The organism is Pseudoalteromonas sp. 68 DY56-GL68, assembly GCF_041414825.1.
Classification (GTDB): Bacteria; Pseudomonadota; Gammaproteobacteria; order Enterobacterales; family Alteromonadaceae; genus Pseudoalteromonas.
The window spans coordinates 16,750-41,356 of record NZ_JAOCZL010000012.1 but is presented as its reverse complement, the minus strand read 5'-3'; the positions used below and the strand labels follow the sequence as shown (position 1 = coordinate 41,356).

The 24,607-nt window shown below is 41.4% G+C and carries 19 protein-coding genes and 1 tRNA gene; 6 read left to right on the top strand and 14 right to left on the bottom strand.

What is annotated here, in order from left to right; translation table 11 throughout:
• Positions 1 to 27: 27 nt before the first annotated feature.
• Positions 28 to 1,154 (bottom strand): IS3 family transposase gene (locus NYF15_RS08025; protein ID WP_371352430.1). Its coding sequence is split into 2 segments (ribosomal slippage): positions 28 to 929 and positions 929 to 1,154, totalling 1,128 coding nucleotides; the frame shifts between segments, so codons are not numbered across the junction.
• 392 nt (positions 1,155 to 1,546) lie between these two features.
• Positions 1,547 to 1,623, bottom strand: a tRNA-Ile gene (locus tag NYF15_RS08020).
• A 270-nt stretch (positions 1,624 to 1,893) separates the two neighbouring features.
• Here NYF15_RS08020 and hemN point away from each other — a divergent pair.
• The gene (hemN, locus tag NYF15_RS08015) at positions 1,894 to 3,267 is read left to right on the top strand and encodes an oxygen-independent coproporphyrinogen III oxidase (RefSeq protein ID WP_371353276.1); all 1,374 of its coding nucleotides are present in this window, start codon (positions 1,894 to 1,896) and stop codon (positions 3,265 to 3,267) included.
• A gap of 73 nt (positions 3,268 to 3,340) precedes the next feature.
• Here hemN and NYF15_RS08010 read toward each other — a convergent pair whose 3' ends face one another.
• The 3 genes from NYF15_RS08010 to NYF15_RS08000 all read right to left on the bottom strand — a co-directional run bounded on the left by NYF15_RS08010 (position 3,341) and on the right by NYF15_RS08000 (position 5,838).
• Positions 3,341 to 3,856, bottom strand: coding sequence for a DUF2489 domain-containing protein (locus NYF15_RS08010; RefSeq protein WP_130149284.1), 516 nt, complete (start codon positions 3,854 to 3,856; stop codon positions 3,341 to 3,343).
• Entirely contained in the window at positions 3,853 to 4,452 is a 600-nt protein-coding gene (gene yihI / locus NYF15_RS08005) for a Der GTPase-activating protein YihI (protein ID WP_341803397.1), read from the bottom strand. Before yihI ends, NYF15_RS08010 begins: the two co-directional genes overlap by 4 nt.
• Before the next feature lie 753 nt (positions 4,453 to 5,205).
• The gene (locus NYF15_RS08000; RefSeq protein WP_130149282.1) at positions 5,206 to 5,838 is read right to left on the bottom strand and encodes a cytochrome c; all 633 of its coding nucleotides are present in this window, start codon (positions 5,836 to 5,838) and stop codon (positions 5,206 to 5,208) included.
• A gap of 283 nt (positions 5,839 to 6,121) precedes the next feature.
• Here NYF15_RS08000 and yihA point away from each other — a divergent pair, with 283 nt between their 5' ends.
• Entirely contained in the window at positions 6,122 to 6,769 is a 648-nt protein-coding gene (gene yihA, locus NYF15_RS07995) for a ribosome biogenesis GTP-binding protein YihA/YsxC (protein ID WP_130149281.1), read from the top strand.
• A gap of 4 nt (positions 6,770 to 6,773) precedes the next feature.
• Here yihA and NYF15_RS07990 read toward each other — a convergent pair whose 3' ends face one another.
• From NYF15_RS07990 to polA, 3 genes are all read right to left on the bottom strand, one after another.
• Positions 6,774 to 7,292, bottom strand: coding sequence for a DUF1285 domain-containing protein (locus tag NYF15_RS07990; protein WP_371353275.1), 519 nt, complete (start codon positions 7,290 to 7,292; stop codon positions 6,774 to 6,776).
• Complete coding sequence (locus NYF15_RS07985; RefSeq protein ID WP_062568508.1) at positions 7,292 to 7,879, bottom strand: YceI family protein; 588 nt, start codon at positions 7,877 to 7,879, stop codon at positions 7,292 to 7,294. Before NYF15_RS07985 ends, NYF15_RS07990 begins: the two co-directional genes overlap by 1 nt.
• A 572-nt stretch (positions 7,880 to 8,451) precedes the next feature.
• Positions 8,452 to 11,187 carry a DNA polymerase I gene (gene polA / locus NYF15_RS07980; RefSeq protein WP_371353274.1) on the bottom strand — a complete coding sequence of 912 codons (2,736 nt, stop codon included), beginning with the start codon at positions 11,185 to 11,187 and terminating at the stop codon, positions 8,452 to 8,454.
• Between the two features lie 511 nt (positions 11,188 to 11,698).
• On the opposite strand from polA, the gene elbB reads away from it, so the two are divergent.
• The 3 genes from elbB to NYF15_RS07965 all read left to right on the top strand — a co-directional run bounded on the left by elbB (position 11,699) and on the right by NYF15_RS07965 (position 15,680).
• Positions 11,699 to 12,349, top strand: coding sequence for an isoprenoid biosynthesis glyoxalase ElbB (gene elbB, locus NYF15_RS07975; RefSeq protein ID WP_130149278.1), 651 nt, complete (start codon positions 11,699 to 11,701; stop codon positions 12,347 to 12,349).
• 171 nt (positions 12,350 to 12,520) lie between these two features.
• Complete coding sequence (locus NYF15_RS07970) at positions 12,521 to 12,913, top strand: cytochrome c5 family protein (protein WP_062568504.1); 393 nt, start codon at positions 12,521 to 12,523, stop codon at positions 12,911 to 12,913.
• 202 nt (positions 12,914 to 13,115) lie between these two features.
• The gene (locus NYF15_RS07965; protein ID WP_371353273.1) at positions 13,116 to 15,680 is read left to right on the top strand and encodes a diguanylate cyclase domain-containing protein; all 2,565 of its coding nucleotides are present in this window, start codon (positions 13,116 to 13,118) and stop codon (positions 15,678 to 15,680) included.
• Here the strand turns inward: NYF15_RS07965 and rep are convergent.
• Positions 15,670 to 17,682 carry a DNA helicase Rep gene (rep, locus tag NYF15_RS07960; protein WP_371353272.1) on the bottom strand — a complete coding sequence of 671 codons (2,013 nt, stop codon included), beginning with the start codon at positions 17,680 to 17,682 and terminating at the stop codon, positions 15,670 to 15,672. The two genes, NYF15_RS07965 and rep, sit on opposite strands and share 11 nt — an antisense overlap.
• A 111-nt stretch (positions 17,683 to 17,793) precedes the next feature.
• On the opposite strand from rep, the gene NYF15_RS07955 reads away from it, so the two are divergent.
• Positions 17,794 to 18,057 carry an accessory factor UbiK family protein gene (locus NYF15_RS07955; protein ID WP_054561163.1) on the top strand — a complete coding sequence of 88 codons (264 nt, stop codon included), beginning with the start codon at positions 17,794 to 17,796 and terminating at the stop codon, positions 18,055 to 18,057.
• Between the two features lie 49 nt (positions 18,058 to 18,106).
• On the opposite strand, the gene can is transcribed toward NYF15_RS07955, so the two are convergent.
• From can to ilvD, 5 genes are all read right to left on the bottom strand, one after another.
• Complete coding sequence (can, locus tag NYF15_RS07950; RefSeq protein ID WP_062568501.1) at positions 18,107 to 18,769, bottom strand: carbonate dehydratase; 663 nt, start codon at positions 18,767 to 18,769, stop codon at positions 18,107 to 18,109.
• A gap of 18 nt (positions 18,770 to 18,787) precedes the next feature.
• Positions 18,788 to 19,966: a methyltransferase gene (locus NYF15_RS07945; RefSeq protein ID WP_371353271.1), complete on the bottom strand. Its 1,179-nt coding sequence runs from the start codon at positions 19,964 to 19,966 to the stop codon at positions 18,788 to 18,790.
• A gap of 49 nt (positions 19,967 to 20,015) precedes the next feature.
• The gene (locus NYF15_RS07940) at positions 20,016 to 21,011 is read right to left on the bottom strand and encodes an ABC transporter substrate-binding protein (RefSeq protein ID WP_371353277.1); all 996 of its coding nucleotides are present in this window, start codon (positions 21,009 to 21,011) and stop codon (positions 20,016 to 20,018) included.
• Between the two features lie 137 nt (positions 21,012 to 21,148).
• Positions 21,149 to 22,702, bottom strand: coding sequence for a threonine ammonia-lyase, biosynthetic (ilvA, locus tag NYF15_RS07935; protein WP_217875637.1), 1,554 nt, complete (start codon positions 22,700 to 22,702; stop codon positions 21,149 to 21,151).
• A 2-nt stretch (positions 22,703 to 22,704) separates the two neighbouring features.
• On the bottom strand, positions 22,705 to 24,561 hold the full coding sequence (gene ilvD, locus NYF15_RS07930) for a dihydroxy-acid dehydratase (RefSeq protein ID WP_371353270.1): 1,857 nt from the start codon (positions 24,559 to 24,561) through the stop codon (positions 22,705 to 22,707).
• Between the last annotated feature and the right edge of the window lie 46 nt (positions 24,562 to 24,607).

Genomic DNA, 24,607 nt, shown 5'->3' with positions numbered 1-24,607 from the left:
TTGATCTTCCCCCAATTTTGTAGACTTCTAGCTTCCAGTTAAATACTGTTTTTCATACTCTTCGGGAGACACATGGCCAAGGTGGCTATGTAATCGTTTACGATTGTAGAACATTTCAATGTAATCAAACAAATCTGCTCTAGCATCATTACGAGTCTCGTACACTTTTCGCTTCACGCGTTCTGTTTTTAGTGAGTGAAAAAAGCTTTCTGCTACCGCATTATCTAAGCAATGTCCTCGGCGACTCATACTCGGTACTAAGTTGTTTGCGGTTAAGAATTCACGGTAATCACAGCTCGCGTATTGGCTGCCTTGGTCGCTGTGAACTATTACTTCATGTTTTGGATTTCTGCGCCAAACAGCCATTAATAGTGCTTTGATCACGATATCTTTACTCATGTTCGGTTGCATCGACCAACCAATGATTTTTCGCGAGAATAAATCAAGTACGACGGCAAGGTACAGCCAGCCTTCATAGGTTTTGATATAGGTAATGTCTGCTACCCAAGCCGTATCTGGTTCACTAACAACAAACTGTTGTTGAAGGTGATTATCCGCAATTAATGCGGGCACGGTTGACTTAAAGTACCGCCTTTTATAACCGATATTAGCTTTTAGCTTGGCTTGCTTCATTAGACGGGCAACACGATTCTCTCCACATGTTTCACCTTGCCTGCGTAGCTCATGAGTAATGCGTGGACTGCCATAAACACCACCACTCTCAACATAGCCAGCCTTGATACGCTCAAGCAGCCTCCGGTTATCTTGCTCACGTTTAGATAGTGGTTGTTTGAGCCAAGCATAGAAGCCACTACGGTGAACATTTAATGCCTGACACATTGCTTTGACGCGGTAAACTTCGAGTCGTGATTTTATGAACGCGTATCTTTCCTTGACTCGCTTGCAAAGAACGCGGCGGCTTCCTTTAATATATTCCGCTCTTCAGTCACGCGTTTTAACTCAGCTCTTAGCTTGCGGATCTCTTCCTGCTCTGCTGACTTCTTGGCTGGTACTTTAGTTTTCTTGACCCAGTAATACAGGGACTTATCGGAAATGCCCAAACGTTTGGCAACATCAGGTACTGAATAGCCTTTATCAACCACTTGGCGAACAGCTTCATCTTTAAATTCTTGGGGATATTTATTATTACTCATAACATCTCTCATCATACTTCATTTTCTAAATAAAAGATGTCTACAGTGTTAGGGGAAGATCAGTTCTCTCATACTCAACACCTTCAATGAGCTTTTGGGTTTTAAAAAGCTCATTAGAAAATAGTATTCATCATTCGCTTCCTATTGCTTAGAGCGATCAATATTATAGCATTTACTTGGTGAAGGAATGATTTACCTGAATATTGACTACAATCAGGCAGAAGCAAAATACCTAATCATATAGCAACAAACTTTTCTAATTAGAAACGAAACTCCGTAGAAGGAAAAGGTAAGGCAATAATCATATAAAATATAGAGATGTTTTCCGCTATACTAAAAGTAGCACAGGGTAATTTTTGTTAGTAGGTGTTTGCTAAGGAAGCTTGTAAAAATGGTGGCCCCTCCCAGACTTGAACTGGGGACCTAACGATTATGAGTCGTGTGCTCTAACCAACTGAGCTAAGGGGCCATGCTATTAGCGAAAGCTAATTTTTAGATGCGTTTATAGACATAAGTCTCTAAAGCGGGTTGCAGTATAAAAACTTTTTTTAGCCTTGTCACTAGCAAAACTCTTTATTTTAACAATCAATACTCTAACTGCTCAAATAGTAAACTTATCTATTTTTCAATTACCTCTGCAATGTTGGCTAGTTTGTAGACGTTGATATTGTCCTAGATCAAATAGCAGAATGAGTAAACTCGCTAAAATAGCCACTCTATTAATTGCGGAGTGCTGACTGTGATAAATTTACCAAGCTGGGATCAATCTCTGATCAACAAGTACAATATTTCTGGGCCTCGATATACCTCTTACCCCACCGCATTGTCTTTAGCTGATGGTTATAAACAACAAGATATGATCAATGCGATTGCGGCCTCGAAGAGCCGTTCTTTATCTTTGTATATCCATATCCCTTTTTGCAGTCAGCTTTGTTATTACTGCGGTTGTAATAAAGTGATCACTCGTCATCAATCGAAAGCCGATTTATACCTAGATAACTTGGCACTTGAGATTGCTGAGCAAGCAACGCTATTTGCTGATTATAGCGTTGAGCAACTGCATTTAGGGGGTGGTACGCCAACCTTTCTATCGGCAGAGCAAATGAGCCGTTTAATGGCATTGGTTGAGCAACACTTTAATTTTGCTGATGATGCCGAGCGCGGTATTGAAATTGATCCTCGTTCTTTAGCTGATGGCATGCTAGTACACCTGCGCAAGCTTGGCTTCAATCGTGTCTCGTTTGGTATTCAAGACTTCAATGATGCTGTACAGCTGGCAGTTAATCGCCCACAAAGCGTTCAGTCAGTAAAAGGTTTAATCAGTGAGGCTCGTGAGCTTGGCTTCAAATCAATTAATGCTGATATGATTTACGGTTTGCCATTACAAACACCAGAGAGCTTTAAAGAGACGATTTCGCAGTTAATTGAATTAGACCCAGATCGCGTGTCGGTTTTTAATTACGCTCATTTACCTGATAGGTTCGCAGCGCAGCGTAAAATTAAAGATGCAGACTTACCGTCTGCTAGCGACAAGCTCACAATGTTTAAAAATACGCTTGAACAGATGTTAGCTGCGGGCTATCAGTTTATCGGTATGGATCACTTTGCCCGTAAAGATAATGAGCTCGCCATTGCACAAAACAAAGGTCAATTACACCGCAATTTCCAAGGTTATACCACGCATGGTCAATGTGATTTATTAGGCTTAGGTGTGTCGTCAATTTCGCAAATTGGCAATGCCATTTTACAAAATGAAAAAGAGCTTAAGCACTATTATAAAGCTGTGCAAGAAGGTTTTGGCAGCGCGGTATGTAAAGGTGTTTTACTCAGTGATGACGATACCTTACGTGCAGCGGTGATCAAACAACTGATTTGTCAGTTTGAGCTTGATATTCCAACAATCGAGCAACAGTTTAAAATTAACTTTACACATTATTTCCGTGAAGCTCTACTCGCTCTCGAGCCATTACGTGCTGATGGTTTAGTGTCAGTTAGCGAAGACAAGATCACTGTTACAGCCCGCGGTAACTTATTTATTCGTATTATTTGTATGTGCTTTGACGCGCACTTACAACAACAAATCAAACAAACACGTTTTTCACGGGTTATTTGATATTTTCACGCCCAAACTAAAAAGCAGAGCAATAAAATTGCTCTGCTTTTTTATAACAGCTTTACCAACCCGCTTAATTGAATACGACGTTTTCACTGCCAGGTGCGGCTTTAAACTCTTCGATTAAACGTGCGCAATCCGCTTTTATCTCGTCGCTATGTTGCTCTTCTGCACGCCAACGTGTTGTATCCATTTTGAAAACCTCTTTTTTAGAGTATTTTTTACGGGCATCGTGCGTTGGCATGTCTTTGACCACTTCGTACATTTTAAAAATACCTGGATAGCGCTCACTCAGTTCGAACTCTTCAGCAAAGCTATATTGAGACATCAATACCCAGATACGTAAGCAGCCTTCTGAAAATTCGCATTGCTCTTCATTCATAGCACGCGCTATCAAGTGAATGCTATCAGCCAATTTTGCGTTACGCTTCATTTTTGATGCAGCAAGCTGCTGCTCATGCTCAGCTTGTTTTTTTGCGATCGACTTTTTTTGTACATTTAACTTATACAATAATTGCCCTGCATAAAATGCAAGTCCTGCGATAATTGCCGCTCCTATAACAATGGCAATAATCAAGCTCGTGCTCATCGCTCATCCTCATCGTCTTCATCAAACCATTCGTTCGCTAAATCGTCTGATAAGTACTTATCAAAGTCAGACTCGCCTTCTGCATCAAAGTCATCTTCAAAGTCGTCTTCGTAATCATCTTCATCTTCGATACCTAAAAGCTTACAGAGCGCTTGGTGACGCGCAATACGGCTATTAAAGTATTTGGCATCTTTACCTGTTAGTAACTCGCCACGTTCATGACGCTCAACAAGCTTAAGCAGGCGCTCGTCACTTTCAAGTGCTTCTAACTCTTGCTCTGGCGTTAACTCAGGCTCAGCCACTTTCTTAAGCTCAACCATTGGTTTTAAGTTACGTTTCATTTCAACTTTTGGTTCAGCTTTTGGTGCTACCAATGAAACAGGCTTTTTACTGCCCGTTCGCTTATCTTTAGGCTGACTGTTTGTTGTCGCTTTATCATCTTTTAAAGCATCAGGTGCATTGCGAGTACCGGCTTTTGCCCCTTTTGTTTTCTTTACTCGCTGCTCTTTTAGTGCGCGCATTTCTCTAAGCTTTTCTTTACTTAGACGTACTGGACCATTTGATGGAATCTTACGCGACTTTTTCTTTCTACTCATATCTTGATCGTCTCACTTAAGAGGTTGTGCACAACGCCTCTAGGCATTGTAATGCTGGCATAACCAGAAGAATTTGGTGTGTGCGGATGACGTTGGTCAATACGATGACCTGCGCACTTTTTATACTTATCGTATAAACGGGGGCTATTGTAACAGGACAAATAAAAAGGCGGTAGAGAAAACATCTCTACCGCCTACTAATCTGAGCGCCAATTATCTGGACACTTCTCCCTTCGACTTTTTTAGTCTTTATTATTTTTATTATTATTGTTTTCCATTTTGTTATTATTTTTACCTTCCGTGTAGCATTCCATTTTGTTTTTATTATTAGACTTCCATGAGCTTTTATTATTTTCGGTCAATCCTGACACTTTTTTGTTATTTCCTTTAGGACACCTAACCAGTGTCTACCCCTAAAGATTCGCCGCAGTTACTTTCCTTATTAACATTGTCCATGTTGTTCTATTGTTTCAGCGACAGTGGTTAATTTACTTATTAATAATTTTGTTACAACTAATTTATATAACTTTTCTTACATTGAAGATATTGAAACAAGCTCATTTCATTCAATAACAATAAGTTACATTTAAAGATAAAATAAAAATAAGACTTAGCTCACACCAAGGTATGGTCAATGTCTCACACAAGAGTAGGATATTTCGACACAGGATGTAGATAAAAAAAAGCAGCTTACGCTGCTTTTATCAAACTAAATAAATTTTAGTGCGAAACAATATAGCTCGCAATCAGACTTTAGTGTAAGCCACCTAGGTATTTTGAAAGTACTTCGATGTCTTCATCTGTTAGTTTTTTAGCAATGTCTTGCATCATGCCATTTAGGTCGTTATTGCGCGTACCATCACGGAACTTTTCAAGTTGCGACTTAATGTATTCAGGATGCTGAAACGAAATTTTCGGGAACTTTGCAAGTGATGTACCATTACCACGAGGACCGTGACATGCTGCACATGAAGGGATACCACGCTCAGCATCGCCTGCTTTGAAAAGCTGTTGACCCACTTCAACTACATCTTTAGGTGTTGTACCTTCAGACATATTTAAAGAAGAGAAGTAAGCTGCTAGGTCTTTCATGTCTTGATCGCTAAGCGGCATTGCCATGCCACTCATTACTGGATCCATACGACCTTCTTTGCCGCCAGATGTCATACCTAATTTAAACTCTTGTAATTGTTTATAGATATAATCTGCGTGTTGGCCTGCAATTTTAGGGTAGATAGTAACCGGTGCATTACCGTCTGGGCCGTGACAAGCCGCACACGTTGCCGATTTCTCTTTACCTGCGTTTACATCGCCATCAAATGCTGTTGCGTTGCTTGCTGACAACGTACCAAGCAATATAGTTAAAGATAGTGCTATTTTTTTCATGGTGAATTCTCTGTTTCCGACCCTGTATCATCTACAATATGGATGTTGTGATTTCTATATTCTACACGATAATAAATTCTCTGGCACGTTTTCTGCCCACATTAAGCTCATAATTTATAGGGATTTGACTTAGATTAAGTTTCTACCTAGAAATTTTCCTCATTCAAAGCCAGCTTAGCACCCCTAAATACGCTTTTGAATGCTGCTTTAATAGTATAAAATACGTGCCTTAAGTGGATTTAGGCCACTGACTACCATTATTTTTAAAAGACTAGGAGAGCCTGTGCTCAAATCTCGTATCAAATATAATACTGCGTCCTTTGTTACCAGCGCACCTGATATCTCACGCTTACCTGCTGATACGGGGATTGAAGTCGCGTTTGCTGGTCGTTCGAATGCGGGTAAATCCAGTGCCCTTAATACCTTAACAGATCAAAAATTAGCACGTACATCTAAAACACCAGGTCGTACTCAGTTGATCAATACGTTTGAACTTGATGCCGATAAACGTCTTATCGATTTACCAGGCTATGGTTTCGCTAAAGTTCCTATCGAAATGAAGAAGAAATGGCAAAAATCGCTAGGCGAATACTTACAAAAGCGTCAAAGCTTAAAAGGTATCGTTGTTTTGATGGATATTCGCCATCCGTTAAAAGATTTAGACCGTGACTTAATTGACTGGGCTGTGGGCAGCGAAATTCCAGTGCTGGCACTATTAACCAAGTGCGACAAACTCAAACAAGGTGCGCGTAAAGCACAAGTTTTACACGTTCGCCGTGAGTTAAGTAGCTTAGAGGGTGATATTACAGTCCATGCCTTCTCTTCATTAAAAGGCACAGGCTTACCTGAAGTTGCTAAAAAGCTAGATGAGTGGTTTTTAGGACCAATTGAAGTACACGCGCCTGAGTCTGACGAAACACCTGAAGCGTAACCTCTTAAGCCAAGTAATAACGCTTGGCCAACGATTCGATATAATAGCCCTGCTCGTCTGAGCAGGCTATTTCCGCCCACTGATAATAAACCTTTCTCGATACCCTTGCAGCCAATCCATGGGCCAATTGTAAGTAAGGTATACTCACCCCAGCAAATTCACGTAGCTCTAATGGTTGTTTTTCAGAGACTAGCCAGTTGCGCTGTAAATTATCAACACAGCAAAGCGCACGACCTTGTTCAGTCTCTTCAAAACGCCAATCAACAATAATAAAGGGGACATCATCGACTGCGATAGCCATTTTCTCAACAGGCGTTTTTAAAAAATAGCTGTCAGCTTCTTTGCAAAGCACGGAGGCAAAGAGTTTAACCATTGCCTCGCGTTTTATTTCACTGCCGGCATAAAACCACTGTCCTTGCGCATCAATCGTTATTGGCAATTGCCCACAACTTTGTGGCTGCCATTGATCAAACGGTTTATCAGGTGTCTGAAGGGCGGCTTCTAACTCAGCAAGTGATTGCATTACTTTTCTTTATCAAGCGTAAGTGAAAAGGTAACAGGGACAGCTGTTGCAATGGATGGTAAACCCGCTAGCTTTTGTAATTCGCTGATGCCTTCTGTTACTTTGAAATCGCTTGCATTAATAATAACTGGCGTAAGAGATGACACAGTTACATCGCCTTTCGGTGACATGTTGGCAAGTACATCAATCGTTAACTCTTTCTTGTTCCCATGAAAGTCTAATTCAGCCTTTAAACCTTTAAGTACATGCTGGCCTGGTTTAAGGGTTGCTAGTGTTTTACTGAGATCTGCCGTTAAAATTGCGTTTGGAAATTCATGTGTTTCAAACAGTAATTTAGTCATGCGCTCGTTACGAATTGGAATGAGAGTTTCCACAGACGTCAGATCAATCATTAATTTTAATTGGCCTTGCTCGTTCAAGCCTCCTGATAGCTTTTTAAAATGGTGCGCTTCAGCGATTGAATTCTTCTTGATAGAGACAAAGCTCACTTTACTTTGCTCATTATTAACTTGCCAGTTTGCGCTGGCTAAAGGGGCAACTAATAAACTCGATAATGAAAAGGCAGCAATTGCCATAGATTTAAACATAACGCATTCCTTCGAAAGTAAATAAGAATCACTTTTGATGGTACCATCTAGGTTAATTTGTGCAATGAATTGTATGATAAGAAAAGAAAAAGCGACTCACTCAACAAGGAGTGAGTCGTTATAGCAAACTGGGGAGAAGCTATCAATACGTTGCACCTTTTCAGATGCATCATCAACAGGATGTCCTACAGGATGAGGACGGCGCGGACTTTAGCAAATACTCAGTTAAAAATAAATTAAATCTGGTACTAAAAAACACGAATTGATAAACATATAACGAAACGATAAAACGGTCTTTTCTTGTTAACTTTAATTTTACAACAAAAGCCATTTTACATTATGGGTTCTTCTTCTTGTGCCTTAAGTAACTCGTCTTTTATAAAGGAAGGGTTTTGCCGTGAAGTACTTAATTTTTTACGCGAGCAATTTTGTGGCTGTAACTCGGCGTAAGGTGGGAGGAGCGATTGTATATCGCGCAATCTATAAAAGTGAAAGCGCGAGATAAACCCGCGACTACATTTTAATCCTGCAGAGCCACTTGTATTTTATACTCGCGGCTCCTAATTCAGCGATTAGTGAGCTTGTTGCCAGTTGTCGCCACTGTCGGCTTCAACAATCAGTGGTACATCAAGCGTGGCGGCTTCAGACATTAGCTTACAAATTTCTGCTTTATAGTCGTCCACAGATTCTTCTTTAATTTCAAACACTAATTCATCGTGTACTTGCATAAGTAATTTAACAGAACCTTCAGCTTGTGCGTTCACCCACTGGTGAACTTTCAGCATCGCTTTTTTGATGATATCAGCAGCGGTGCCTTGCATTGGTGCATTGATAGCAGCGCGTTCTGCCGCTTTACGACGAGCTCCGTTTCTTGCGTTGATTTCTGGTAAATGTAATCGGCGACCAAAAATAGTCTCTACATAGCCTTTATCAGCTGCTTTTTCACGGGTTGTTTCCATGTACTCAAGCACACCGGGGAAACGCTCAAAGTATTTATCGATATAATGCTGTGCTTCATGGCGTGGCACATCTAATTGGCGTGATAAGCCAAACGCCGACATACCGTAAATTAAACCGAAGTTAACTGCCTTTGCTTTACGGCGCATATCGCTGGTTACGTCTTCAAGATTTACCCCAAAGACTTCTGCAGCTGTTGCACTGTGTACGTCTAAGCCATTAGCAAACGCGGTAAGTAGGCCTTTATCTTGTGATAAATGCGCCATGATACGTAATTCAATTTGGCTGTAATCCGCAGCCACTATCTTATGACCCTTTGCAGCAACAAAGGCTTCACGAATACGACGCCCCTCTTCCGAACGAATTGGAATATTCTGCAAATTAGGATCCGTTGAGCTTAAGCGCCCTGTTGCTGTTACAGCTTGATGATAAGAGGTATGTACTCGCTTCGTGCGTTCATTAACCATTAGCGGTAGTTTATCTGTGTAGGTTGATTTCAGTTTAGATAAACCACGGTGTTCGATAATCACCTTAGGTAACGGATAGTCATGAGCAAGCTCTTGTAATACTTCTTCAGCTGTTGAAGGCGCGCCTTTTGGTGTTTTCTTAATAACAGGAAGTTCTAGTTTTTCAAACAAAATTGCTTGCAGTTGCTTAGGTGAGCCTAAGTTAAACTTTTCACCAGCCATATCATAAGCTTCTTGCTCAAGCTCTAACAGGCGTTCGCCTAAACGTTGGCTATGAGCAGCAAGCATATTACTATCAATCGCTACACCGGTACGTTCAATATCAGACAGCACAGAAACGAGTGGTAACTCAATCTCTTCGAAGACTGATTTTAATTGGCTGTCAGCATCAATTTTTGGCCATAGTACTTGGTGAAGACGAAGTGTTATATCAGCATCTTCTGCGGCATACGGCGCAGCTTTTTCTAGCTCAATTTGATTAAACGTTAACTGTTTTTTACCTTTGCCTGCGATATCTTCGAAGCTGATATTTTTATGGCCTAGGTATTTAAGTGCCAATGAGTCCATATCATGACGGCTACCCACACTATTAAAAACATACGACTCCAACATAGTGTCGAACTTAATACCGTTTAATTCAAAGCCGGCGTTAGCTAATACGCTTTTATCGTATTTTAAGTTTTGTCCAACTTTGGCTTTGTTTTCATCCGCGAGGATTGGGCCAATTTTTGCCATAACCGTATCTAAGCTTAATTGCTCAGGCGCATCAGGGTAATCGTGAGCAACTGGAATGTACGCGGCTTCACCCGCTTTAACTGCAAAGCTCATGCCAACCAATTGCGCTTGCATATAGTCAAGGCTGGTTGTTTCAGTATCAAAAGCAAAAAGTTCAGCGTCATTTAATTGCTTTACTAAAGTATCAAGTTGCTCTTCAGTTAAGATTGTCTCGTAGTGAGCGTCAGCCACTTTAGGTAATTCGTTAGCCTCAGTAGGTACATCCAAGTGCGTGTCAGCGTCTTTAGGGTTATCCAGTAATTCAGCCAACCAACGGCGGAATTCACATTCGCCGTAGAGTGCAATCAGTTCATCACGATTAGGCTCTTGTAGTTTGAAATTTTCAAGCTCCGATTCAACTTCAACATCACATTTAATCGTCGCTAATTCATAGCTAAGTGGTAGGTGATCAAGTGCTGCAGCAAGCTTTTCACCAATCTTGCCTTTGATTTCACTAGCATGATCAATCACCCCTTGTAATGATCCATATTTTTGTAGCCATTTCACCGCAGTTTTTGGACCACAACCATCAACACCTGGAATGTTATCGACTTTGTCGCCCATTAAGGCAAGGTAATCAATGATCAGCTCAGGCCCCACACCAAATTTCTCAACCACGGTTTCTGGATCTGAAATGCTATCGGTCATCGTGTTAATAAGCGTTACGTGCTCATTAACAAGCTGCGCCATATCTTTATCGCCCGTCGAGATCAGTACATGACGCTGTTGTTCAGAGGCAATACGTGCAAAAGTACCAATCACATCATCCGCTTCAACACCTTCAATACTAATAAGTGGAAAACCCATTGCTTTAATAATGTTATGCAGTGGTGCGATCTGTGTGCGTAAGTCATCCGGCATTGGCGGACGGTTGGCTTTATATTCGCTGTACATGTCATTTCTAAAGGTTTTACCTTTGGCATCGAACACTACCACCATGTGTGATGGATCATATTGTTTGATCAAACTTTTCAGCATATTAACTACGCCATAGATTGCGCCTGTCGCTTCACCTTTTGAGTTAGTAAGGTGTGGTGGCGAATGATATGCACGGAATAAATAAGAAGAACCATCAACAAGAACAAGTGGATTTTCAGGGATCTGAGCCATGGTGAAATTGGATCCTAATTGAATAACATTAAATTGTCTGTAAGCATGCCATAAGGCTATGAAGAAAACGACTGTGAATTATTAACCAATAACGGTTTCTATAATAGCAAGCTGTGGATAACTTTGTAGATAAAACCCACAAGCTATCCTCCCGAAGTAGATTTACACTTAGGAATTTTATATAAGCTTATGTTTTTATTTAAAAAAGATAATGCGAGGTTCTTTTTTTATTATTTTACCCAATGTGGAAAACGGTTTTATCTATTCACGTCCTGTGTCTATTCGACAACGAATATAACGTCCCTTTCCATAACCGGAGGAGTATTCTAGCACAATGGATCAAAGATCATAGCGATCCTTTATACTTTTTTTAACGTTAGTATTTTATGAAAAGGCATAAACAGCGATTCATCGTATGTTGCGAGCATTTTAACGACAAAATTATTTTATTTTGTGGTCTTACTTAGATACTTGCTACACTAAACCCAGTTGCATTAAGGAGAGATATCAAATGAAAAAAGTGGCTGTTATTTTAGCTGGTTGCGGTGTTTATGATGGCGCAGAGATTAACGAAGCAGTACTTACCCTGTTGCACATTGCAAAAGCAGGTGCATCTTATCAATGCTTTGCACCCGATATTGACCAACTACACACAATCAACCATTTAACCGGTGAAGAAATGGCACCTAATCGTAATGTGTTAGTGGAAGCTGCTCGCATAGCTCGTGGTGATATAAAAGCAATTACAGAGTTAAAGGTAAGTGAATTTGATGCGTTAATTGTCCCAGGTGGCTTTGGTGCCGCTAAAAACCTATCTGACTTTGCAGTAAAAGGCCCTGAAGCTCAGGTACAAAATGACGTACTAAAAGCCTGTACAGATTTTGTTAAAGCTAATAAAGCCGCAGGTTATATGTGTATTGCGCCCGCTATGCTACCTCTTATTTACGGTCAAGGTGTTAAAACAACCATTGGTAATGATGCAGACACAGCCTCAGCCATCGAAAAGCTAGGCGGCGATCACCAAGCGTGTGCTGTTGAAGATATTGTTATTGATGAGCAGCATAAAGTCGTTACCACACCCGCCTATATGTTAGCGCAGAGCTTATTAGATGCTGATGCAGGGATTCAAAAACTCGTTAAAAAAGTACTCGAATTGGCATAGTGCGCTATTTAAGCAGCTAATTTTTATTGCGCTAACGCAAAAAATGACGCTTTTTATAAAGAAAAAGCCTTTCAGATCATTTTATAAATTGTGGCTTAGCGTTATAATCGTTCTAATTTCCGTCATATATATCGTGATTGATCACGTTCAAATCGAAGTGAGCAAGGCAAAATGAAAAAACTATCAGCTGCATTATTACTGCTAGCAACAACGGCATATGCGCAAGCATATGACAACTCTTTGACTGAAGATGCCATTAAAAAGCGTCTAGCGCCAATTGGTTCTGTATATCTAGAAGGTGATAAAGCGGCTGCTGCTGCTGAGCCAACAGGTCCACGTTCTGGTGAACAAGTTTATCAAGCCGCATGTTTTGCATGTCACGGCACAGGTGCTCTTGGCGCACCTAAATCAGCAGATGACTGGGCTCCTCGAATTGCCAAAGGTAAAGATACCTTATTAGATCACGCAATCAATGGTTTCAATGCCATGCCGCCGAAAGGGACATGTATGGACTGTTCTGATGAAGAAATCAGTGCAGCAATCGACTTTATGACTAGCAAATAATTGCTAAATAAATAACGACGAAGGGCTTAACTCTGTTAAGCCCTTTTTTTTGCTCTTTAACTCCTCTCAAACCCAAGCAATTCGTACCTATAATCGCATATCTTCACGACTAATAGAGACCATCATCTACTTGACGATCTACGAAAAAAGTGGAACTATAGAGAACAATAAATAAACAAAAATAATAACTGGTTCTAAATCATTGGAAGATTCAGCAACACACATTGAAAAGCTAGCCCATAAAAATGCTCGCTTAAAATCGCTTATAAAGAAATATAAGCAATCACATCACTTGCAGCATGCTCTACTACAACTTTCAGAGCAAGCAAGTACTGTTGCCGAATTAACCCTACTCTACCCTGCTATTCATAATATTCTACAAGACTTTATACCCAGTAAAAGCTTTTATGTCGTACTAAATAACCCTGTTACAGATAACCTTGAACTTTCTTATTTTGCCGATGAAAAAGATGGCCTGTCTGTCCCTCTAAAATATGAACATTTCTTCAAAGATGGTTTAACTGGGTACGTATTTAAGCACGGCAAAACAAGCTATTTTTCTAAACAGCAAACACAAGAAGCCGTTGAGAAGGGATTGTTTAAAGCATACGGCACGCCAGCAGAGCATTGGGTGGGCGTACCCGTTTACCGTGAGAAAGCCATCATTGGTGTCATGGTCGCGCAAAGTTATGACAAAGCACAAAACTATACAGAGCAGCAAATAGAACTACTAGAAGTCATGTCGCTTTACCTTGCAACAGCAATCGAACGGGTGAAAAAACGCGAGTTACTTGAGTCTGAAGTAAAAATTCGCACCCGTGCACTGACGCAAAGTAACCAAGCTTTAAATGATGAAATTTTACAACGTAAAAAAGCACTCGATCGCCAACAAATTTTATTCAAAATATCAGAGCTGGCAACTTTGAGTAAAAACGTTGAAGACGTCTATGCCCATGTGCATGAAATTATTAAAACCATCACCTATGCCGATAACTTATACATTGCCTTGTATGATCAAACATCTAATTGGTTAAGCTTTCCTTATTGCGTAGATGAATTTAATGACAACGCAAAACCTAGACCTTTCGCCAAAGGCTACAGTGAATTAGTACTTAGTACAGAAAAGTGCCAAGTGATAGATGAGCAAAGAGCAAAAGATTTAATAAAACTAGGCGTCATTGAACGCCCTATCGATGTCCCACCACAAAGAAGAGCAACCAGTTGGTTAGGCGCACCACTAAAAACGTCACAAGGGGTCATTGGTCTTATTGTTTGCCAAGCTTATTGTAATAAACATGAATTTAGCCAAGATGATTGCGAATTAATTACTTTTGTATCACATCAAATAGCAAGCGTCATTCAGGCTCATTTAGCAAGCCAAGAGTTAAAGCTGAGCCACCAAAAACTTGAACAACGAGTTACAGAAAAAACGAAAGAGCTCCGCCAAGCAAATATGCATTTACAAATGCAAATTGAAGAGCGTAAAAAAATAGAGCAACAGCTATATCATGATGCACATCATGACTCACTAACCAGCTTGCCCAACCGTAGCTTATTCTTAACTCAACTTGAAAAAACATTACAACATTATCAACGTTATCCTGAGCAACAATTTGCGGTTTTATTTATTGATTTAGATAAGTTTAAAGATATAAATGATCAACTTGGTCACCAAGCAGGGGATCAATTTTTAATTGGTGTTGCCGAGTCTTTCTCACATTGTATAAGAGAGCACGACTTATTAGCTCGCTTAGGCGGTGATGAGTTTGTGGTACTGTTAAATCATTTAACCGAAAGACAGCAAGCAGAAGATGTTGCAAAACGTATTATTGAGATAATGAAAAAGCCTTTTTGCATGAAAGGTCAGTGCGTTCAAAGTGGCGCAAGTATTGGTATTACTTATTCAAAAGCAAGTTATAAACATACCGATGAAATTATTCGTGATGCAGATGCTGCAATGTATTATGCAAAAAATGCAGGGCGTAACCGTTTTGAGTGCTTCCACCCTTTATTAAATACCACCACTTCTCAACACGAAACCGAGAGTATGCATCATCTTGATGACCTGCCAATGCATTTTAGAAGCGCTGAAATCATTACGCTCAACGAGGAGTCTAGAGCTGAGTCATTATTGGAAGCATTTGGTGAACACCCTGTGCTTGGCAGTACTAGTTTTGAAGTATTGAAAAAGTTTGCAACTGATAGAGTTCAACATTTCGAAGTGGAGCTTAGCTTGTTGAAGCAAGCGTTCGAATTAGCCCATAATGCTAACTTACAAAAAGTACTCTTCCCATGCTCAGGGTTAGTATTAGAACGTATTAATTTTCAATCGTTACGCCAGTTACTAAAGGCAAACAATGCACAAAGAATGTGTTTACTGTTTAATGAACAGGAGATCCGTTACGCATCTGCGGTACAAATTGAAAACTTAAAAAGCTTAATTGAACAAGGGTTTTCAGTAGGACTAAACGAGTTCGCAAAAGACAGATGTGAGCTTAATTTACTGACAGAGTTTAACTTTGATTACTTACTACTTAGTTCTACCTTTAGTAAACGTGTGCTCCAACAAGATAATTATCACCTTCAATTGCAAGGCGTGTTGGCCATTACGAATATCCAAAATATTCAGGTAATCGCCAAGGGGCCATCGATTTTTAACTATCGCACTTTGTTAGATAAGCACGGTCTATCCTTGTTTATAGGTAAACAACACGCCCTAGCCCCTTTTAGTCCTTTTTCACAAACAGTACAAAGTATTACTTCTTAAGCATAGCTCTTAGATTAGCTACACGGGCTTGGCCTTTTTCCATGCGCTCAGCCTGTGAAGACGGTGGTTTTTTCGCTTCGAAGGCTAAATCATCTTGTGGTAACTCTTGCACAAAACGACTGAGCTCAGTATCTGACGTTTCACCAAATTGACGGCGTAACTTAGCATAGGTCATTACCAGCTCTTGCTGAGCACGCGTGATACCTACATAAGCAAGACGACGCTCCTCTTCAACGTTATCTTCATCAATACTTACTTGGTGCGGTAATAACCCCTCTTCCATGCCAACCATGAACACATACGGATACTCCAAACCTTTTGAAGCATGTAGCGTCAGTAATTGTACCGCATCAGATTCATCTTCTTCTTCGTTGCGCTCAAGCATATCGCGCAAGGTCAGTTTACTGACCACCTCAGCAAGGTTCAGCGGTGGATTGTCTGCATCCCCTGCTAGCATGTCAGTAATCCAACGATAAAGCTCTGAAACGTTCTTCATGCGCATTTCAGCGGCTTTTGCACTCGGTGATGACTCATATAGGTATGCTTCGTAGTTAATTTGCCTAACTAACTCTTTTACAGCTTCAAGGGTATCGCCCCGTACCGCATTATCAGAAAGCTCAACCACCCAGCGAGCAAAGCCAGCTAAGGCATTAAAGCCACGGCCTTTTAATCGGTGTGCAAGCTCAGGCTCAAAACAGGCAGCAAATAAGCTGATATGCTTTTCATTAGCAAGCGTACCTAGCTTTTCCAGTGTCACCGTACCAATCTCACGGCGTGGCGTATTAACAATACGTAAAAAGGCATTATCGTCGTCTTGATTCACCAGTAAACGTAAGTACGCCATGATGTCTTTGATTTCTGAACGCGAGAAAAATGACATGCCGCCGCTGATCTTATAAGGAATACGGTTGCTCATAAGTGCTTTTTCAAACACGCGTGCTTGGTGATTACCGCGATATAAAATCGCGTAATCTTTATAGCTGGTGCGTTTCATGAATTTATGAGAAATGATCTCTGCCACCACTCGTTCAGATTCATGCTCTTCATCACGACAGCCAATCACTTTGATAGGCTCACCATAACCAAGCTCACTGAATAGTTTCTTATCAAACTCGTGAGGGTTATTGGCAATCAAAATATTCGCCGCTTTAAGAATTCGTCCAGCACTTCGGTAATTTTGTTCAAGCTTAATTAAACGTAAGCCCGGAAAATCTTTACTCAATAGCACAAGGTTTTGAGGCTTAGCACCGCGCCATGAATAAATAGATTGGTCGTCATCGCCTACCACGGTAAAACGAGCGCGTTCACCCACTAATAGCTTAACCAGTTGATACTGACTAGTATTAGTATCTTGATACTCATCCACCAGCAAGTAACGAAAACGCTGTTGCCAACGTTCACGTGCCGTAGCATTTTGGCCTAACAACAAGGTGGGGATCATGATCAGATCATCAAAATCAAGGGCATTATAAGCACGTAGTTGATTTTGATAACGCGCATACAGCTGAGCAAATAAGGCTTTTTGCGGCTCACGAGCTTCGCGAATAGCACGCTCTGGTAGAATCAATTCGTTCTTCCAGCTACCTATTTGCATCTTCAGTAGGTTGAGTAAGTCTTTGTCTTTTTTAAGTTCTTCTTCGGTCAGCTCGGCTAATAACTGGTTGGTATCTTGATCATCAAATAGTGAGAATCCAGGTTTAAAACCTAACGTCGTTAACTCTTTTTTGATGATCTCAAGCCCAAGGGTATGAAACGTTGAAACCCATAAGCCTTTCGACTCTTGTTTACCCAGTGTTTGCGTTACACGCTCACGCATTTCTTTTGCCGCTTTATTGGTAAAGGTTACCGCAGCAATATTGCGTGCTTGATACTCACACTTTTGCACCAAGTAAGCGATTTTATTAGTAATAACACGCGTTTTACCTGAGCCCGCACCAGCTAATACTAAGCACGGCCCACTAATATACTTTACCGCTTCATCTTGTTTTGGGTTGAGTTTCATAAGCCCCTAAAGAAATTATCCAAAGACAGGACGGGCAATTTTACCGTAATCACTACACTACGCCTAGCCAATAAGGTAAGATTGTTTTTTTACGTGACTCAAGGGACGAAGATGATCAACCCAGCAAAACTTGAAGAAATCGCTAAGCAAATCACCGATAACATGCCGCAAGGCGTGAAAAACCTTGCCGAAACAGTCGAAGGCAAAACCAAGCAAGCTATTCAAAACAAACTTGCTGAGATGGACTTTGTAAGCCGTGATGAGTTTGATATTCAAAGCCAAGTACTTATTCGCACTCGTGAAAAACTCACTGAGCTTGAAGAAAAAGTGGCTTTACTTGAGCAGCAACTTGCTAGCAAACAAGACGAACAATAAAAAAGGAGAGCTTATAGCTCTCCTTCTTCTATCTAACTAGCTTTTGGTATTAGCTTTTTTCAGCAACACGTTCAAAAACGCGCTTTACTGCAATACCATAGGTATCACTGGCTTCTTCAGCACAGGTTACGACCGACTCTAGGTCGTTCAAATGACCATTTGCTAAACCATACACCCAACCATGAATTGTTAACTCTTGGCCTTTCGCCCAAGCATCTTGCACAATGTTAGTACGGCACACGTTACGTACTTGTTCGATAACGTTTAATTCGATCAAGCTATTTAAACGCTCTTGCTCAGGTAATGCATTGAGTTGTTCGATATGTTTTTCTTTTACATCACCTACATGGCGTAGCCAGTTATCGATTAAACCAAAGCGTGCTTCGTTTAATACCGCTTGTACACCACCACAGCCATAGTGACCAACAACCATGATGTGCTTCACTTTTAGTACTTCAACAGCGTATTGCATCACTGAAAGGCAGTTATGATCGGTATGAACAACCACATTTGCTACGTTGCGGTGAACAAATAACTCACCCGGCAACAAGTCTACGATTTCGTTTGCAGGTACACGCGAGTCAGAACAACCGATCCATAAGTACTCTGGATTTTGCTGCATTGATAGAATTTTAAAAAACTCAGGGTCATTTTCGCTCGTACGTGCCGCCCAACGTCTATTATTTTCGAATAAATTTTTTAACTTTCTCATTGCGCCTCTTTACGGTTTTTAATAATTAGCTTGGATCAAGATATTCCTTGGTGTCAGTTGTTTCTCACAAAACGTGCTCACCGTTACTTGATATCCTTGTTGTTGCAAATATAAAGCACGATCGAGCACGAGCCAAACTTCAATTGCCCTTCTGAACACATGTCGGACGAGTTCAACTCGCTCGGTGACCCTTTTGCGCTTTTTGCCTATTTCTAAAAACTTATTGTAATCAATACCTTCAGGTAGAGATAATGATTTTTTCTCAGCTGCCCATAAACAAAATGATTCAAAAGAATCAGAGAAGATTGCTTTGTTCACTGACGGCACACTCACATAGTGTAATTCACCAGTGATTGATTTACGTAACGCATCAAATCCAAGACGCCATTCAACCTCTGTTTTTCTGACCTTATCTACGCGACTCGGTGCCGTTACCGTTTCTTGCAGCGCCAGTTTTAAATCGCGATGAGTAAGCGCAAGCTGACTTTGTTTTGCAGGCTCGCTCATTGCCTGATAAGCGTTATCTGTGAATAAATGATAACAACATGGTGAAAAGCTTATTTGCTGAGTTTTCGCTTTGCTTGCTTGCTGCATAAATGTTTGATGCAAACGACCACAAGCATGTAAAGCTACAGCATGCTGTTGGCTTTCAAAAAAGCCATCAATGTCATCGGTTAATACATCTGCTTGTGAAAACTGCATCGCCAATTGCTGTTGTGTTGCACTGTGCTGGCCTTGGTCGCACAAGTGTTGTTGCAGCTCAATACTATGTACACTGGGCGCGCCATTAAATGCCAGCATACGACCTAAATGCCCTTTACCTGCACACCACTCTAAAACAGGCTGGTTTAATGGATGCTGACTAATCGCTGCAACAAAGTCTTGTAGCTGCTCAAATTTACGACCTTTAATGCCATTACTTATCCAAAACGGAAATTCACTACGTGCAGTACTGATCGCTGGCAGTTCACATAACAGAGCCAACTGGTCGATACCCTCAATTGCCTCAGCAAAATAACGATATAAAGCTGGCTGATCGGCATCAAGCTTGCTGACTTGTTGGTCATCCAGCGTCCATAGTAAGTTAGCTAATTCAGGCCAAGGAAGATCATCAAAATCGAAGGCGGTGCATTGCCAGTATTGGCGAGTTTTAAAAAGCAGCGTATCTAAGGCAATAAATTGCTGAGCAAGCGTCATAACTTCTAAACGACAAAAAATAAAACTGATTATAACAGTTTTTCACCCTTTAACGCCTACCACTGCTGATTAAACGTATATAAAGAGGGATGCATAAAATACTCAGTACAATAGCTAGAATAAGCATCCAAGATAATTCAAAGCCGCCATCGTCTTGATGTTGATACATAAAGTGTTTAAACGCGCGGTCAAACTCGGTTTGATCTAGGCCATATAGTTCAGCAATTAAGCGCCACTTTGCCATCGACATACTGCCAAGATTTACTCCTGGTGGCTTAATATAACTCGTTAATACATTTGCTTCATAAGCAAGCTCTTGTAAGCTTTTATGAGTAGCATAATCGTGTTTAGTTACAGCAATACTCTCTTCTAAGTGTAATAACGCGTAACGCCAGCCTTTAATACTTGCATGATAAAAGCGCTCAACGATATCTGGATTTTTTTCTACCATCGCTTCACTGGTATATAAAATATCGCCATACACATTCAAACCAAACTTTTGTGGACAAATGAGTCGGTGACCCACTCCTTGTAATGTCATCGTGTATGGTTCATTGGTGACATAAACTTGCACCGCATCTAAGTCACCGGCAAGCCACTGTTCAATGCCCCCTTCATGGCTTGCAGCTATTAAACTTTGTTGATCAAGCCCTGCACGTTGCAACATCACTAACAACTCAGCGTTTTCAACTGAGCCGATTTTACTTAGCTTCTTATCGGCAAAGTCTCTGGGCTGAAAAATATCTGAGTTATTTTTTACCATCCAGCAGTAAGGTGAAAACTGCAGTATGGCTCCCAGGGCAACAACTGGTGCGCCTTGTTTGCGCTTTTGTAATATGCCTGAGTGAGTAATGGCGAAGTCGGCTTCACCGCTTAATACTTTAGGGAAGGTATCTGGCGCATTCGGATCGGCAGGTATTATGGAAACATCAAGGCCCGCTTCCTTATAAAAGCCTTTTTTTGCAGCCATATAATAGCCTGCAAACTGAAACTGGTGAGTCCATTTTAGTTGTAGGCTAACTTTATCAGCGCACTGTGCGCTCATAGATAGCAATAAACAAGTTAACCCTAGTAGGCTTTTTATACCTTGCACGCATCATCCTTGCTTGAAACCGTGCATTAACTATAGGAAAAATAGAGAGAAAATCAAGACTGCACATTAACAGTCTTGATGATACTTAGCTACTGATTTGCCGCTTTAACTTCACTCAGTTCTTGACCTTGGCTGGTTAAGAACTGAGTGAAACATGGATTGTTCGTTTCATCTTGAACGTTGTATCCCAAACGGTTCAAATGCTCATTGAATACCTCATAATCACTCGGTTCAATCGCAAAGGCCGCTAGCACATTACCAATCGCTCCACCATGATTACGGTAATGGAATAAAGTGATATTCCAATTACTACCAAGAGTATCTAAGAATCGCGCCAATGCGCCTGGATACTCAGGAAACTCAAAGCGAAGTAAACGCTCATGAAGTTGGGCTGGCGCTTTACCACCAACCATATAACGAATATGCAATTTAGCCAGCTCGTTATCTGATAGATCGCAAAATGTATAGTCGTTTTCTGTCAGTGCTGCTTTTAATTCATCGAGCTCTTGTTGGCCTTGCCTTAACGCGATACCAACAAAAATTTGTGCTTCGCCTGGGCCTGCATAACGGTAATTAAACTCGGTGATAGCTCTGCCACCTAACGAGTTACAAAACTGCTTAAAGCTGCCCTTCTCTTCTTTAATCGTCACAGCAAGGAGTGCTTCGTTCTTTTCACCTAGCGCCGTTCGCTCAGCAACATAGCGTAAGCGGTCAAAGTTTAAGTTCGCACCCGATAAAATCGCAGCCACGTTTAAGCCTTTTACACCATTTTGTTGGCACCACTTTTTCAGCCCTGCTGTAGATAGCGCACCTGAAGGTTCTGCTATCGCACGAGTCGAAACAAAGATATCTTGCATTGCGGCGCAGATTTCATCGCCTGTAACAGTAACGACTTCATCACAAAACTTTTGCGCTAAACGAAATGTTTCTGTGCCGATAACTTTTACGGCTACGCCATCTGCAAAGCTGCCAACACGGTCAAGCTCAACGGGCTTGCCTGCTTCAAGCGCTGCTTTTAGGCAAGCACTCTCGTCAGCTTCAACACCAATGACTTTAATATCAGGACGTAACGACTTAATGTACACCGCCATGCCCGCAAGTAAACCACCACCGCCAACAGGAATAAAAACAGCATCAAGGTCATTCAGTTGCTGCATTAATTCACGGGCAACGGTACCTTGGCCAACAATCACATCGGGATCATCAAACGGTGGCACAAACACCCCATTACGCTGCTCTGTCAGCTCTAAAGCATGGGCTTTTGCAGCATCGAAATGATGGCCGTGTAATACCACTTCACCACCGAGTGAACGTACTGCATTCACTTTAATTTCTGGTGTTGTAACTGGCATCACAATCGTTGCTTTATGCCCTAAAAATGAGGCACTGAGTGCCACGCCTTGCGCATGGTTACCCGCTGAGGCAGTGATCACATCAGAGCCTTTTGGCAACTTGCTCAGTTTATGAAATGCACCACGAAGTTTAAATGAATAAACCGGTTGTTGGTCTTCACGCTTTAGCCACACATGGTTGCCTAGCCGTGCACTAAGATCAGCCATTTCGCTGACCTCAGTGACTTTTGCAAGCGGCTCCATGTTCGCTTGGATGATAGCGCGAAAATAATCGAGCTCTTGAGAAACCATAATTAACTAAGCTCCTCAAGTTTTGCTAAATCGCGAACAGCTCCTTTGTCTGCACTGGTTGCCAGTAATGCATACGCTTTCAGTGCTGGTGATACATAACGGTCACGGTCCAGTGGTTTATAAGCATCTTTTCCACGTGCAAGTTGCTTTTGTTTACGTGCTTCAAGCTCTTCATCAGACAGGGCTAGGGTGATTTCACGGGTTGCGATATCAATTACTATTTTATCGCCATTTTCAACATAGGCGATTGCACCACCGCTTGCTGCTTCTGGTGAAACGTGACCAATAGATAAACCCGATGTACCACCCGAGAAACGGCCATCTGTGATAAGCGCACACTTTTCACCTAAGCCCACTGATTTTAAGTAACTCGTTGGATACAGCATTTCTTGCATGCCTGGGCCGCCTTTTGGTCCTTCGTAGCGAATAACAACCACATCACCCGCCTTCACTTCACCGTTAAGAATGCCTTCAACCGAATCATCTTGTGATTCGTATACAACTGCGGGGCCTTCAAAGTGCAGCATTTCTTCAACGACACCGGCACTTTTAACAATACAGCCATCAAGAGCTAAGTTACCTGAAAGTACAGCTAAGCCACCATCTTGACGAAAGGCATTTTCAACACTGCGGATACAGCCGTTTTCACGGTCATTATCAAGTTCAGGCCAGCGGCATTCTTGGCTCATTGCTTTTGTAGTACGGATACCGGCAGGGCCTGCTTTATAGAATTTTTGCGCCACTTCATTATTAGGATCGGTCGCATCCCATTTAGCCACCATTTCGGCCATAGTATGACCTGCCACGTGATCAACCGATAAATCGACAAGGCCAGCCTTACCTAATTCACGGATAATTGCCATCATGCCACCAGCGCGGTGTACATCTTCAATGTGATATTTATTGGTTGCGGGTGCTACTTTACAAAGGAAAGGTGTTTTGCGAGAAAGCTCATCGATGTGCGACATATCAAAATCAACACCCGCTTCTTGCGCTGCAGCTAATAAGTGTAGAACCGTATTTGATGAACCACCCATGGCAATATCAACCACCATTGCATTCATAAAGGCGGTGCGATTAGCAATAGCGCGTGGTAATACTGCTGCATTATCTTTTTGATAATACTCACGGCATAAATCAACAATGCGCGCACCCGCTTCAACATAAAGTTGTTTACGGTCTTTATGCGTAGCAAGTGTGGTACCGTTACCCGGCAGTGCTAAACCAATCGCTTCTAATAAGCAGTTCATTGAGTTGGCAGTAAACATGCCCGAACATGAACCACAAGTAGGACACGCAGAGCGCTCTACTTTTTCAGAGTCTTCATCGCTTACTGTGGTATCAGCGCCTTTTACCATGGCATCCACTAAATCAAGTTTAATGTCGATATCAGCAAGGCGTGTTTTACCCGCTTCCATTGGACCACCTGATACGAAAATAACCGGAATATTTAAACGCAGTGCTGCTAGCATCATCCCTGGGGTGATTTTGTCGCAGTTAGAAATACAGATCATAGCATCGGCACAGTGTGCATTAACCATGTATTCCACAGAGTCAGCAATTAAGTCACGCGACGGTAGTGAATACAGCATACCGCCATGACCCATTGCGATACCATCGTCGATTGCAATGGTATTAAATTCTTTTGGTACACCACCCGCTTCGGTGATGGTTTCGGCCATTAGCTCACTGAGTTGATTAAGATGAACGTGCCCTGGTACAAACTGAGTATATGAGTTAACAACAGCGATAATTGGCTTACCGAAGTCTTTATCTGTCATCCCTGTTGCACGCCACAAAGCACGCGCCCCTGCACGTTTGCGACCTTCTGTTGTTGTTGCACTTCTTAATTTAGCCATAATTACCTCAGTTGTTGCAGTGGCATGCCACTGACTTCCTCATTCC

Excerpts from the sequence above, each read along its gene's own strand:
- NYF15_RS08010 (WP_130149284.1), bottom strand. The coding sequence starts at position 3,856 with ATGAGCACGAGCTTGATTATTGCCATTGTTATAGGAGCGGCAATTATC.
- yihI (WP_341803397.1), bottom strand. The coding sequence starts at position 4,452 with ATGAGTAGAAAGAAAAAGTCGCGTAAGATTCCATCAAATGGTCCAGTA.
- NYF15_RS08000 (WP_130149282.1), bottom strand. The coding sequence starts at position 5,838 with ATGAAAAAAATAGCACTATCTTTAACTATATTGCTTGGTACGTTGTCA.
- NYF15_RS07990 (WP_371353275.1), bottom strand. The coding sequence starts at position 7,292 with ATGCAATCACTTGCTGAGTTAGAAGCCGCCCTTCAGACACCTGATAAA.
- NYF15_RS07985 (WP_062568508.1), bottom strand. The coding sequence starts at position 7,879 with ATGTTTAAATCTATGGCAATTGCTGCCTTTTCATTATCGAGTTTATTA.
- polA (WP_371353274.1), bottom strand. The coding sequence starts at position 11,187 with ATGGCTCAGATCCCTGAAAATCCACTTGTTCTTGTTGATGGTTCTTCT.
- elbB (WP_130149278.1), top strand. The coding sequence starts at position 11,699 with ATGAAAAAAGTGGCTGTTATTTTAGCTGGTTGCGGTGTTTATGATGGC.
- NYF15_RS07970 (WP_062568504.1), top strand. The coding sequence starts at position 12,521 with ATGAAAAAACTATCAGCTGCATTATTACTGCTAGCAACAACGGCATAT.
- rep (WP_371353272.1), bottom strand. The coding sequence starts at position 17,682 with ATGAAACTCAACCCAAAACAAGATGAAGCGGTAAAGTATATTAGTGGG.
- NYF15_RS07955 (WP_054561163.1), top strand. The coding sequence starts at position 17,794 with ATGATCAACCCAGCAAAACTTGAAGAAATCGCTAAGCAAATCACCGAT.
- can (WP_062568501.1), bottom strand. The coding sequence starts at position 18,769 with ATGAGAAAGTTAAAAAATTTATTCGAAAATAATAGACGTTGGGCGGCA.
- NYF15_RS07945 (WP_371353271.1), bottom strand. The coding sequence starts at position 19,966 with ATGACGCTTGCTCAGCAATTTATTGCCTTAGATACGCTGCTTTTTAAA.
- NYF15_RS07940 (WP_371353277.1), bottom strand. The coding sequence starts at position 21,011 with ATGAGCGCACAGTGCGCTGATAAAGTTAGCCTACAACTAAAATGGACT.
- ilvA (WP_217875637.1), bottom strand. The coding sequence starts at position 22,702 with ATGGTTTCTCAAGAGCTCGATTATTTTCGCGCTATCATCCAAGCGAAC.
- ilvD (WP_371353270.1), bottom strand. The coding sequence starts at position 24,561 with ATGGCTAAATTAAGAAGTGCAACAACAACAGAAGGTCGCAAACGTGCA.